This window comes from Microbispora sp. CL1-1 (assembly GCF_012034195.1).
Classification (GTDB): domain Bacteria; phylum Actinomycetota; class Actinomycetes; order Streptosporangiales; family Streptosporangiaceae; genus Microbispora.
The window spans coordinates 1-12,184 of sequence record NZ_JAATEK010000077.1 but is presented as its reverse complement, the minus strand read 5'-3'; the positions used below and the strand labels follow the sequence as shown (position 1 = coordinate 12,184).

13 protein-coding genes are annotated in these 12,184 nt (G+C 70.9%); 3 read left to right on the top strand and 10 right to left on the bottom strand.

The features are described 5' to 3' along the window. Together HCK04_RS39255 and HCK04_RS39250 are read right to left on the bottom strand one after the other, a co-directional pair. Positions 1 to 337, bottom strand: a 337-nt coding sequence (locus tag HCK04_RS39255; protein WP_205831259.1) for a hypothetical protein, incomplete at its 3' end; no start/stop codon positions are given. Positions 338 to 486: 149 nt separating this feature from the next. Further along, the gene (locus HCK04_RS39250) at positions 487 to 2,217 is read right to left on the bottom strand and encodes a hypothetical protein (protein WP_142652599.1); all 1,731 of its coding nucleotides are present in this window, start codon (positions 2,215 to 2,217) and stop codon (positions 487 to 489) included. Between HCK04_RS39250 and HCK04_RS39245 the strand changes: the two genes are divergently transcribed. Then, positions 2,201 to 3,175, top strand: coding sequence for a patatin-like phospholipase family protein (locus HCK04_RS39245; protein ID WP_142652598.1), 975 nt, complete (start codon positions 2,201 to 2,203; stop codon positions 3,173 to 3,175). The two genes, HCK04_RS39250 and HCK04_RS39245, sit on opposite strands and share 17 nt — an antisense overlap. 115 nt (positions 3,176 to 3,290) lie before the next feature. Here the strand turns inward: HCK04_RS39245 and HCK04_RS39240 are convergent, their stop codons facing one another. Then, positions 3,291 to 3,806: an NUDIX domain-containing protein gene (locus HCK04_RS39240; protein WP_142652597.1), complete on the bottom strand. Its 516-nt coding sequence runs from the start codon at positions 3,804 to 3,806 to the stop codon at positions 3,291 to 3,293. 203 nt (positions 3,807 to 4,009) lie between these two features. On the opposite strand from HCK04_RS39240, the gene HCK04_RS39235 reads away from it, so the two are divergent. After that, on the top strand, positions 4,010 to 4,546 hold the full coding sequence (locus HCK04_RS39235) for an NUDIX hydrolase family protein (protein ID WP_244312778.1): 537 nt from the start codon (positions 4,010 to 4,012) through the stop codon (positions 4,544 to 4,546). Here the strand turns inward: HCK04_RS39235 and HCK04_RS44515 are convergent. Then, entirely contained in the window at positions 4,525 to 4,968 is a 444-nt protein-coding gene (locus HCK04_RS44515; RefSeq protein ID WP_312845798.1) for an ADP-ribosylglycohydrolase family protein, read from the bottom strand. The two genes, HCK04_RS39235 and HCK04_RS44515, sit on opposite strands and share 22 nt — an antisense overlap. Further along, positions 4,857 to 6,062 carry an MFS transporter gene (locus tag HCK04_RS39225; protein ID WP_142652596.1) on the bottom strand — a complete coding sequence of 402 codons (1,206 nt, stop codon included), beginning with the start codon at positions 6,060 to 6,062 and terminating at the stop codon, positions 4,857 to 4,859. The genes HCK04_RS44515 and HCK04_RS39225 overlap by 112 nt, the downstream gene beginning before the upstream one ends. A gap of 229 nt (positions 6,063 to 6,291) precedes the next feature. On the opposite strand from HCK04_RS39225, the gene HCK04_RS39220 reads away from it, so the two are divergent. Continuing rightward, positions 6,292 to 7,278 (top strand): helix-turn-helix domain-containing protein, encoded by a 987-nt coding sequence (locus HCK04_RS39220; RefSeq protein ID WP_142652595.1) that lies wholly within the window; start codon positions 6,292 to 6,294, stop codon positions 7,276 to 7,278. 199 nt (positions 7,279 to 7,477) lie between these two features. Here HCK04_RS39220 and HCK04_RS39215 read toward each other — a convergent pair whose 3' ends face one another. The 5 genes from HCK04_RS39215 to HCK04_RS39195 form a co-directional block, all read right to left on the bottom strand. Continuing rightward, complete coding sequence (locus HCK04_RS39215; protein WP_142652594.1) at positions 7,478 to 8,764, bottom strand: alkaline phosphatase; 1,287 nt, start codon at positions 8,762 to 8,764, stop codon at positions 7,478 to 7,480. 201 nt (positions 8,765 to 8,965) lie between these two features. Next, complete coding sequence (locus HCK04_RS39210; protein ID WP_142652593.1) at positions 8,966 to 10,141, bottom strand: glycosyltransferase family 4 protein; 1,176 nt, start codon at positions 10,139 to 10,141, stop codon at positions 8,966 to 8,968. Next, positions 10,138 to 11,025 (bottom strand): sulfotransferase, encoded by an 888-nt coding sequence (locus HCK04_RS39205; protein ID WP_142652592.1) that lies wholly within the window; start codon positions 11,023 to 11,025, stop codon positions 10,138 to 10,140. The genes HCK04_RS39210 and HCK04_RS39205 overlap by 4 nt, the downstream gene beginning before the upstream one ends. Positions 11,026 to 11,113: 88 nt before the next feature. Beyond that, complete coding sequence (locus tag HCK04_RS39200; protein WP_142652591.1) at positions 11,114 to 11,611, bottom strand: HAD domain-containing protein; 498 nt, start codon at positions 11,609 to 11,611, stop codon at positions 11,114 to 11,116. A gap of 129 nt (positions 11,612 to 11,740) precedes the next feature. Beyond that, the coding region (locus tag HCK04_RS39195; protein WP_185949115.1) for a cellulose binding domain-containing protein at positions 11,741 to 12,184 on the bottom strand (444 nt) is incomplete at its 5' end.

The following is a 12,184-nucleotide window of genomic DNA, read 5'->3' as shown; positions in this document are numbered from 1 at the left end:
CGCGGATCAACCCGCGGAGCTTCTCGAGCGCCAGGGGCAGCCTGCCCTTGCCCTGCAGGGCCTCCGTCTGCAGGGCCTCCGTCTGCAGGGCCTCCGTCTGTAGGGCCTCCTCGGCCGCACCGAGCTCCGCCCGAGCCGCGATGTAGGTGTCCTCGGCGAGACGACCGTCCTCCCACGCGCGCCCGAGCTGAGAGCCGAACCCGGCGAGCGCCTCCACCAGGTCGGCCGGCCGATCAGGTTCCACGCCGAGCCGAACATCGCCCTGAACGGCTCCGGCCTGGACACCGACCCGGGCGTTGTCACGTGCGATGTTGTACGTCGCCCCGTGCTCGGGCATGGCGAATCCTTTCGCCGCCGGGCTTCTCGTCAGCCAACCACCGCCCCGGTCCTCGGGAGCGATCTCTTCTGCCAGCGCCGCCGCGAATGCCGTGGCGTTGACCACCACCCGCTGCTGTCAGCCCTGCCGTTTGTTGCTGTTCGGCATGGTCAGTGGGGCGTTTCGCCGGTCAGGAACTCGTTCAGCGCCGTGATGATGACCTCCCGGGCCTCCGGACGTGCGAGGGCATCCGGCTGGAGCGACGGGTACTTGCCGTAGTCGGCGGATTCGAGCTGGTCGCGGAGACGGGCCGATCCCGGAAGGACACCGAGCCTCTCGGCGAGCCGTGTCATACGTTCTCGTGAAGCGCCGTGATTGCGTACGGACCCGAAGTTGACGGCCAGGACCGACTTGGCCGGCCCTGTATAGATGCTCCACACGGAGGCCTTGTCGGAGCCGAGGTTGAACCATGCGGTGACCGAGGGGTACTCGCCTTCGCCGAAGTAGTACTCGTGGAAGGACGGGTGGCTCTCGGCGTGACGGTAGACGGCCAGCAGCGTGTCGCGCACCCCGGCGGGGCAGTACTCCTCCACGGCCTGGAGGAAGCTCGGCTCGTCCCACCTGCGCTTTCCCCGGGGGCCTGTGGCCGGTTCCGCCTCGGCGGTCACAGGGGCGGCTCGCAGTTCATCCGCGGCGTCGGGGGTCATGGCAGGGAGGGGATCTCCGAGGGCTTGCTGAATGGCGATGGCCATTGCTTCGAGCCACTCGATGGTCGCCTCCGCCTCGGCGGCGGTGATCGGGGCCTTCCGCCCGGGACGTTGCGGGTCGTGGTCAGCGGTGTGGGCGATGTTGTTCCTGCGCCAGGCGATCTCCCGTAGCCTCGTACGGACGCCGTCCGCGGTGATCGGACTCCTGGCGTCCTGTGCGGTCAGGACCTCGGCGACCTTCACCCAGAGGTTCACCGTGCTGACGTACGCGAACCCTTCCTTGATCTTCTCTGGATTCTGAAAGGTCATGAAGGAGAAATGCTTCTCCAGGTGGGCGCCGAAGGTCTCCCCGAGAGGTTCGTCGTGATGGTGAATCCTCTCGAACAGCTCGACGGGGATGCTCAGATTGCTGAACTTGGGAGGACGGCGCGCTTCCGGGTTCAGGGCCAGAGCAAGGGCCCGGTCGACGATCTCGCGTGTGACCCAGTGGTCGAGGGCCGCCACGGCTTGGGTCCAGGCCGCGCGGTAGAGGTCGGTGACGTCGAAGGAGCCGACCGCGAGTCGTTCCAGGTTGCGGCCCCCGTCCACGAGTTGGCGGGCATACTGGAGGTTCTGCTGAAACTGCTCGAAGGCGGCAGGAATCGGATCAGGCGGAGGCGTGGTCCCGGGACGGTCATGTGGCCTCGGCGGCAATCGTCTCGCGCGGTATTGGCGCACCAATTCCCGATAGAGTTCGGTGCCCTCGAAGTCATCGAGCGCGCGGATTCCCGCTTCGGTGATCGCCCAGCCGTTCCGCTTGGTCATCCAGCCGATCGATGCGGCCTCGCCCGTGCGAAAGCCCAGTTGCGCCCACCACCGCGCCTGGCCGTGGGCGTTGGGCCCCCGGAGCTCCGCAGGAATCGTCACTCTGCTTTCGACTTCCTTGCGAACTTCTTCGGGCCGCAGTGGCCGTCCGGCTTCACGTAGAAGCTCGAACGCGGCACGGAGAACGGGAGAGATCCGATCGGCATAGGCCATGGGGGATTCCTGCCTTTCGACTATCGCCTCGGCAGGATAAACAAGGGCGCGGTCGAAATCCCTTGTCTTACGTAACCCCGCACACCTCCGTACGGCGGGTGGAACGGGGACGTCCGGGTAGGAAGGGGAGCCGGGGCCGGGGAGCGTGGGGAAGCGGCCGATGACGACGGCGTTCATCCTTTGGGGAGGCGGCAGCCTGGGGGCCGCGCAGGTCGGCATGCTCCGCGCGCTCACCGCTCACGGGATCCGCGCCGACATGGTGGTGGGCGCCTCGATCGGGGCGCTCAACGGCGCCTATTACGCCGCGCGGCCCGACGCCGCGGGTGCGGAGGAACTGGCGCGGCTGTGGCTGTCGGTGAGCAGCCACGACGTGTATCCGGTGAGCGGGCCCGACGTGCTCCGTACGCTGGCCGGAAACCTTCCCCTTCATCCTCTCCGGGGAGCCCTGCAGGCGCTGGGTGTGCCCAACTACACGTTCCCGCTCAACCCTGCCACGCTGGTCGCGGCGCTGCTGGGCCGTCGCAACTACCTGTTCGAGAACTCCTCCCTGCGGCGGTTCCTCGAACGCATCCTGCCGATCCGCGCCCTGGAGGAGACGCTGGTTCCGCTGGAGGTGCTGACCGCGGACGTGCGGACGGGGCGGCCGGTGATCCTTTCGCGGGGGCCCGCGTTGCCGGCCCTGCTGGCCAGCACCGCGATCCCTGCCCTGTATCCCACCGTGACGATCGGCGACCACGTGCTCATGGACGGCGGTGTCGCCGATCTGACCACGCTGGACTACGCGGTGGACGCGGGGGCCGACGAGGCGTACCTGCTGGCGCCCGGGTTCTCCTGCCACCTGCCGGCCGCGCCGTCGACGGCGATCGCCATGGCCCTGCACGGCTACAACCTGCTGAGCGAGCAGCGCATCAGCGCCTCGATCAGGCATAACAAGCGGCGGACCCGCCTGCACGTGCTGCCGCCGCTGTGCCCGGTCGAGGTGCTGCCCGTCGACTTCCGCGGTACGGCCGACATGATCGACCGAGCTACCCTGTCGACCGCCCATTGGCTGGAGCGGCGCGAACCGGATCCCCGCCTCGCCCGCCCGCTCGGCCCTCCGCATGGCGAGCACCACCGGCGGCGCGGGCCGGGCTGACCCGGTTGCGGCGTTCAGGGAGAGAAGACGTTCAGGGAGAGAAGACGTTCAGGGAGAGAACACGTTCAGGGAGAGAACACGTTCAGGGAGAGAAGACGATCAGGGAGAGAAGCGGTCACGACCAGAGTTCGAACGGCTCGCTGAGCTTCTCCCCGGCCAGGAAGCCGGTCAGCAACCGGGGAAGACTGCGGGGATAGAACAGTTCGGAGCTGGCCACCACCTCGGGGATCGGCCACCAGCGGAAGTCGAAGTAGTCCTCGCGCTCGTAGTCCAGGCGCCCGGTCTCGTCGATCAGGTCGCCCGCGTGGTCAAGGCGCACCTCGACCACGACCTCATGCTGGAGATGCCGCCGGTCGCGGTGCCGGAACGTGGAGGTACGGCGCCAGTTCGGCGGCCCGACCTGTTCGGGGGAGATGATGATGCCGGTCTCCTCGCGCAGTTCCCGCACCGCGGTTTCCCGGTAGGTCTCGCCCTCGTCGATGCCGCCTCCGGGCAGTTCCCACCACTGGTCGAGCTCCGGCGCGGTCGGTTCGTGCGTGTGGAAGAGCAGGATGCGGTCGTCGATGTCGCGAAGCACGATGCGAACCGCGTCACGCTCGAAGATCGGCAAGTCCCGGGGGATCTCGACCATGAGCAGACCTTTCGTCTCGGAAGTGCCGGCCAAACGCCGTGGGGCCGCCATGGCCCGATCCACGCACCGACGGTCTCCGGCTCCCCGCTTGCAGGGCAGGGTACGGTGATCGTCCCGCGGACGCGCCGCGAACGTCGTAGAGGTCCGACGTGAACCTCGCGGAGATGCGGACCACCCCCCGCCTGGGCAAGTACGATCGAGCCGTGACCGAAATGACCGAAACGACGCCAGGCTGGCTCGCTCCCGACGAGATCGAATCGGTGCGGGGCCGGATGCCGATCCTGTACGTGGACGCCGTGCCGGTGCGCGTGGACGACACGGGCACCGTGACCCGCGTCGGCCTGCTGCTGCGGATCGGCGCCGACGGCACCGTGAGCCGGGCGCTGGTGTCCGGGCGGGTGTACTACCACGAGCGCATCCGCGACGCGCTCCTGCGCCACCTGGAGAAGGATCTCGGCCCGGTCGCGCTGCCGAGCGTGCCGGTCTCGCCGACGCCGTTCACGGTGGCGGAGTACTTCCCCACCCCTGGGGTCACGCCGTTCCACGATCCGCGCCAGCATGCGGTCTCCCTGGCGTACATCGTCCCGGTGCGCGGAGACTGCCGGCCCCGGCAGGACGCGCTGGACCTGGAGTGGTTCACGCCCGAGGAGGCCGCCTCTCCGATCGTGCAGCAGGAGATGACCGGCGGCCAGGGCGTGCTGCTCAAGCAGGCGCTCGCCTACGTCGGCCGCCTCACCTGATCCGAGATCACGTCGTAGAGGTCCTTGCCCTGCGGCCAGGGCCAGTCCGCCGTCTCCGGGCGGAGACCGGCCGGCACCTCGGCCCAGCCGGGCAGCGGTTCCGTGCGGCGTAGCCAGTCGCGCGGCAGTCCGCCGAAGCCGCGGTCGAAGTCGTGGTGCGCGGCGAACGAAGCCGCCAGTGCGTCCTGGTCGATCGTGCCCCGGCCGGCCAGAAGCCGGTAGACAGGGCAGGCCATCTCCGTGTCGTCGGTCCACTGCCACGGCCCGGGCGGCAGGGTGCGGGTGGCGGGACGCTCGTCGTCGCGCGCCCTCAGCCGGACGCCGTACGGCTCGGCATGGTGATCCGCGGTGTGGCGCGGCGGCGCAGTGACAGGAGGTGGCGGGTCAGGGCGAGCGCGGCGAGCAGTGCGAGGAGCGCGCACACGCCCCGCCATCCGGCCACGCTCCAGACGCGGACCCCGAGCCAGGACCCCGCGCTGCCGCCGAGGTAGGCGCAGGTCATGTAGGCGGTGTTGAGCCTGCCGCGGGCGTCGGGACGCACGGCGTAGACCCGGGCCTGGTTGGCGACCATGCCACACTGCATCGCGACGTCGAGCACCAGCGTGCCGAGGGTCAGCGCGGCCAGGCCCGCCGCGCCGCCGAGCGACCCGGCGGCGAGGACCGCCGCAGAGACGAGGACACCCAGCATGCAGACGAGGTTCACCGGATCGGGCCCCACGCGGTCCACCATGCGGCCGGCGACGGGGGTGCACAGCATCGTCGCCGCGCCGACCAGGGCGAGCAACCCCACGGCCTGGGCGCCCAGGCCGTACGCCGGGCCGGTGAGCAGGAGGGCCAGGCAGGTCCAGACGGCGGAGAACCCGGCGAAGACGGCCGCCTGATAGAAGCAGGAGCGGCGCAGCTCGGGCTCGGCGCGCAGCAGGCGCAGCGGTTCGGCCAGGAGCGCCGGATAACGACGGCGGGTGGACGCGGCCGTGAGCGGCACCGTGACGGCCAGGCTCGCGGCGAGGAGCAGCGCCAGGGCCGCGGCCACGAGGTACGGCGCCCGCCAGCCCAGCCATTCGCCGAGGGTTCCGCTGAAGGTGCGGGCCAGCAGCATGCCGCCGGTCGATCCGCTCAGCAGTGTGCCGATCACCGCTCCCCGGCGGTCGGCCGCCACGAGACCGGCCGCCAGCGGGCCGGCGACCTGCGCGGCCACGGTGGTGAGGCCGACCAAGGCGCTAGCGGCGACGAGCGGCGGCAGGGCCGGCGCGCAGCCCGCGGCGAGCAGGCCGAGACCGGTGAGCACGAGCAGGGTCACGAGGAAGGGGCGGTGCGGGAAGCGGTCGCCGAGCGGCACCAGCAGCACGATCCCGGCCGTGTAACCGGCCTGGGTCGCGGTCACCACCAGGGCGCCCGCGTCGGGAGGCAGGTGCAGCCCGGCGGCGACGAGCGGTGCGATCGCCTGCGGGAAGTAGATGTTGCCCACGGCGACCGCGCAGGTGAGGGTCACGATCGCGAGCGTGCGGCGGCTCATGCGCCGGCCCCCGGTCCGCGACGCGCGGGACGAGGCCCCGGCTCCCATCCGTCCACCCGTCCCGCCGGGCGCAGGGGCACTCCGGAGCAGAGAGCGAGTCTGCGTGCCGGGGCCCGGGTCGTGTCACCGGCGGCGTCGATCGCCGTGGGTCGTTCGAGGAATGCGTTGATCACGGACGGAAGTCCACACTGCGGACCTTTCGCCGCAAACAGATGTAGCGTGGGGCTTAATGATCAGTTTCGAGCTCGGGGTCGAGGACCTCGCCGACACGAGATTCGCCCTCTCGCCGCTGACCGAGACGGTGCTCAGCCTGCGGGTGCTGCGCGACCCGGGGCTGTCGGCGGCGCTGCTCCCGTGGCGCAGGTCCGTGCTCGGCAGGCTCGGCACGCTCGACACGGATCTGCTGACGGCGCTGGTGGCGGAGAGGTTCACCGTCCCCGACTTCCTGACTCCGAGGCCGGCGACCTTCGCCCCCGAATTCGCGGAGGAGCTGGCGGTGGTCCGCCGGACCCCTCCCGGCCTGGTACGCCGCGACCTGGCGGCCACGCACGCGCCTGCCCCGCTCCCCGAGCGGCTGCGTGACGCCGCCGCCGACGGCGACGCGCCGGTCGTACGGCTCCGGGACGCGATCTGCGACCTCCTGGAGCGCTACTGGGAGATCGCCGTACGGCCGATGTGGCCGCAGATGCGGCTGGTGCTGGAAGCCGACATGACCTATCGGGCGCGGCAGCTGGCCGTGGGCGGCGCCCGGCTGCTGTTCGCGGGCATGCACCCGAACCTGCGCTGGGACGACGGGGTGCTGCACATCGACAAGATGATCAGCAGCTTCCGTGTCGCGGCGGCCGGCCGGGGCCTGCTGCTCGTGCCCTCCGTGTTCGCGCACAAGCCCGCGCCCCCGGTCCTCCCGGAGGAGCCTCCGACGCTGGTCTATCCCAGCCGTGGCGTGGCGACGCTGTGGCACCGGGCGCCCGTCGCGGACGAGGCCGCGCTCGTGTCGCTTCTCGGTGCGCCGCGGACGAGGCTGCTCGGCCTCCTCGGCGAGCCGCTGCCCACCGTCGAGATCGCCCGCCGGCTCCGGGTGACCCCGAGCGCCGTGTCCCAGCACCTGCGCGTGCTGTACGCCACGGGCCTGGTCACCCGGGCCCGCGACGGACGGCAGGTGCTCTATCGGCGCAGCTCCCTGGGCGACCGGCTGACCGGCGCCGCGTCGGACTGAGCACGGTCCGGCTGACCCGGGCCGGGATGAGCAGGATCCGGTTGGGCTGCTTCCGAACAGGCGGGGTCCGAATAGGCGGGGTCCGAACAGGCGGGGTCCGAACAGGCGGGGTCCGAATAGGCGGGGTCCGCCGGGGGAGAAGCGGCCTGGCCGATCCGCGTACCGCCGCCGGCAGGGGCGGCGGCACGACGAACGGCGTCTAGTGACGCGAGGTCAGCACCTTCGAAAGCACCGTGTGCACGTACGTGTTGGGGTGCTTGCCGGTGAAGAGCTTGGACAGGGGACCCTCGGCCGTGACCGGCACGTCCACGCCGGTGTGCCCGGTGGTGGTCCAGTCCATCGTGAACGTGAGGTTGCTGCCGTGGATCTTGAACGGACCGTCCTCGGTCGACAGGCCGGTGCCGCTCTCGTCCTCGGTGTCTGAGGGGTCCTCCACGGTGAGGCCGCCGCAGTCGTGGTCACCGGTGATGACGAGAAGCGTGTCGGGGTGCGCGGCGACGTACGCCTTGGCGACCTTGACGGCCTTCTCCAGGGACGCCATGGCCTGGAGCACGCGGGAGCCGTTGTTCTCGTGGGCGAACTCGTCGATGCCCTCTTCCTCGACGAACGGGAAGAAGCCCTTCTTGTTCGTGCTGAGGGTGTCGAGGGCCTTCTTGGTCATGGTGGCCAGGTCCACGACCGGGGAGTAGATGTCGCCCTGGCCCTCCGGCCGCTGCTGGAACATCTCCTCGTTGCTGAACAGGCCCAGCAGCTTGCCGCGCTTGGCCCGGGCGAGCTCCTTGGCGCTGGAGACGTACTGGTAGCCCTCGCGCTCGGCCTTCTTGATCAGGTTGCCCTTGGTGCCCTTGCTGGCCTCGTCGGGGTCCTCGGCGGGCTTGTCGGGGAACGCGCCGGGCGTGCCCGCAGGGAGCCACCAGTCCTCGCCGCCGCCGAGGATGACGTCCGGCTTGCTGACCTCCAGGTACTGCCGCGCGATCTCGTCCTGAGCGCCGCGGTCGGCGGTCTGGGAGAACCACGCGGCGGGGCTGGCGTCGGTCACCTGAGCGGTGGTGACGAGGCCGGTGGACTTGCCCGCCGCCTTGGCCTGCTTGCCCAGGATCGGCAGCGGCTTGCCCTTGGCGTCGACGCTGATGGCGCCGTTGTAGGTCTTGGTCCCCGTCGCCCAGGCGGTGGCCGCCGCGGCGGAGTCGGTGATGGCGGTCTTGGGGTCGTGCGGGCTGGTGCTCAGCTGCCCGGAGACCGGGAGCTTGTCCATGGCGAGCTGCCCGTCGAGACCGGCCAGGTGCAGCCGCGCTGCCTCACGATGAGCCGCGGACATGCCGTCGCCGTTGATGAAGATCACGCTGCGCGCCCGGCCGCCGTCGTGGTGGTGAGAGGCGGCGTTCGCGGGCAGGGCGGGATTGAGGACCGCGCCGGCGACCGCCGCCGTGGCCACGGTCGTCGCAGGCACAAGCAGCCGCAGCAGACGCTTGCGGGAGGAACCCATGTAAAACCCCCAGGTGGGTATCTGATTACCAAGACGGGGATGTTACGGGCGTGAATCCACCACAAGGTGAACGTGGCGTGGCCTTATCTCTAACCATGCCGGGCAAGGTCCCTCACCGACCGCGATCTCCTTACGCGGCGCCGGTCCTGTCTCGTCGCGCTCGCGTGCCGCGCCGGGGCCGGCGGGACGGCGCGAGCCGGGTCAGCGCCGCGCCCGCGCGGAGCTGCCCGACTTCGCCAGCAGGAGCTCGGTGAACAGGTTCTCCCACTGGGGCATGACGTTCTCCGGGGCGTACTCCCTGGCGGTGGCCGCCGCGGCGGCGCCCATGCGCAGCCGCAGGTCGCGGTCGGCGATGAGCCGCTTGATGGCCGCGGCGAGGGCGTCCACATCCCCGGAGGGCACCAGGATGCCGTCGGTCCCGTCGGTGAGCACGTCGCCGGGGCCGGTCGGGCAGTCGAAGGCCACGATCGGCAACGCGTGGGTCATCGCCTCGATCATGACCATCGGCAGGCCCTCGAACCGGCTGCTCAGCGCATAGATGGAGGCCCGGGCGAGCTCGTCGTCGAGGCGGTTGGTCCGGCCCATCAACGTCACGTGCGCCGACAGGCCGTGCTCGCCGATCAGCCCCCGCAGGGCCGCCTTCCTCGGGCCGGTGCCGAAGACGCGCAGGCGCCACTCCGGGTGTTCCTTCACCACCTGGGCGAACGCCGGCAGCAGCAGGTCGAAGCCCTTCTGCCTGACCAGGCGTCCGGCGGCGACCACGACCGGATGCTCCTGCCGCGACGGCGTCTGGTTCGTCGAGTGCACCGCGTTGGGGATGCGGACGATCCGCGCGCCGGGCAGCGCCTGCTCGTACTCGCGCTGGTCGCTGGGGGTGAGCACGGCGATCGCGTCGAACGCGCCGTAGTACCGGAGCATCTCCTCGCGCAGCGTGCCGGGGTAGGTGCCGAGGTTCATGTGCTCCTGCGCCACCCGCACGACGTTCTTGGAGGCACGGCGCGCGGAGATGAGGTTGAGCGCCGGGCGCGTGGTGACGAGGATCCCGTCGTCCACCGAGGACACGTAGTCGATGACCGCCTTCTCGACCCGCTCGGTGAAGTAGCCCGCGGCGAACTCGCCGTACGGCACGAGCTTGCCGCGCAGCCTCCGCCACACGCGCCGGCCGAGGGAGTCGGCCCGTACGCCGGTCCGCTGGTCCACCAGCGTGGTGAGCGCGACGTCGGGATGCAGCCGGAACTGCGGCTCGTCACGGCGGCGCACCACGCTGACGATCTCCACCTCGTGGCCGAGCGCCGCCATCGCGTTCGCCTGGTTGACCACGGTGCGGATCGTGCCGCCCATGCCGTAGGCGTGCAGGAGCATGTAACGGATTCTCATCGGCTCTCCTCCTCGGGGAGGTAGCCCCAGCTGCGGCAGATGGGTTTGAGCAGGTCGGGTACCTCGTCCGGCCCGGGCAGGTCCCGTCCCGGCTGCACCGTGCCCGACCGGATCTTGTCGCTCCAGTCGCCCAGGCCCTTCTGCACCACCTTCTGCTCGCCGTACGCCAGCATGCCGGGCTCCCACTCAAGCTGGAGGAAGTCGCAGATGGCGCGGGTGGTCTTCTCCGGCTCGGCGGTCAGGTCCTCGTAGCGCACGGTCAGGCCGGTGAGCGCCTTCCGCGCCCGCTGCACCGCCTTCATGTAGCGCAGGGCGTCGGCGGCGGCCTCCTCCCGGGTGCGCTTGACGGGGTCGGCCTCATACCAGGAGGCGGCGATCGAGGCGGGGTGGCGCAGCAGGAAGATGTACCGGGCGTCGGGCCAGCAGGCGGCGATCCGGGCGTATGCGAAGGCGTTGGCGGGGGTCTTGTCCACGATGGTCCGCTTGCCGCTCCGCACCAGCTCGCGGTGGAGCACCCGGTCCCACAGCATGTGCTCAAGGTCGGCCTGGTTGTGGCCGAGCGCCTCCATGGCCTTGCGGGCCAGCGACGTGCCGAACCCCACGGTCAGCCGCCTGACGTGCAGCTCGTGCGGGGCGTGCAGGTCGGGGTGGGCGTTCAGGATCGACCGCAGCAGGGTGGAGCCCGACCGCACCGGCGACATGATGAACACCGGCGCCACCAGAAGGCGGTCGGCGCGAGGGTCGGCGGGAGGACGCACCAGCTCCTCCGGCGCCGCCGGCAGGGCGGGGCTCGCGGGCGACGACTGGGCTGCGGGCCGGACCCGGGTGAGCTGGACTCCCGTGAACCTGACGAGTGCGCCGTTGATCCTCCGCTGCCATGTCATGGCCCGCGACACTACCGGGGCTTCCGGGGAAATCCCTGAGAATCCGCCCCCTGCTCACCTGTGATCCCACCCTGTCTCACCAGGAGGCTTACGGCCTCCGCATGGTCAGCCATCGGCGGGCCGCGTCCAGGTGGGCGTCGCCCAGACCATCCCGTGGATCGACGGCCACGACCAGGAACTCGCCGACCCCCGGATGGCCGTCCAGGAACTCCAGATCGGCCGGGCCGAGGTCGTCGTCGAGCCACACGAACGGCCGGCCCCGGACATATTCGGCGACGTGCCAGGTCTTGAGGTTGACGCCGGGCGGGCGGGGAGGGTCGCCGTCGATCGGGATCACCGGCAGCGGGGGCAGCCCGATCCTGGGGCAGATCTCCGCGTTCGCGCGTTCGCCCCAGGTCGTCGCCCAGGTCAGCGTCGCGCCGGTCTCCCGGATCAGGGCGGTCAGTTTGGCGCCGTGCCGCGGATCGAGCAGCAGGCGGAACCACTCGCCGTCCGCCACGCACTCGAAGCGGCGGAAACGCGGCGAGGAGCGCCGCACGGGGTTGAGCACCCCGTCGACGTCCAGCAGCAGCAGCGTCCCGTCCATCACGGCCATCATCCCGCCGCCTGCGTCCGCTCCTCCACCCGCGGACGCGCGCGGGCCACAACGCGAACCGGATCCGGCCGGACATCGTCCGAACCGGATCCGGTTTCGCCAGGAATCAGGGACCAGGAATCAGGAGGCGCTGCAGGTCAGGGTCGGGGTGGCCGCGCTGCCGTTGGCGGTGAAGCCGAAGGTGGTCGACGAGCCGGCCGCGATGGAGCCGTTGTAGAAGGCGTTGGTGACCGTCACCGAGGAGCCGGACACGCTCGGCGTGCCGTTCCACACGTTGCTGAAGGTCTGCCCGCCGGGCCACGTCCACCGCACGGTCCAGCCGTTGACGGGCGAGCTGCCGGCGCGGACCGTGACCTCGGACTGGAAGCCGTCGGGCCAGCTGTTGACCGTACTGATCGTCGCGGTGCATCCGTTGCCGGGCTGCGGCGAGGTGCCGGGCGACGGGCTGACCGGCGGAGTGGGGCTCGGGCTGACCGGCGGGGTCGGGCTCGGGCTCGGGCTGACGGGCGGGGTGGGGCTGGGCGAGGTGTTGGGTGCGGCGTTGTTGAGGGCGTTGAGGACCGC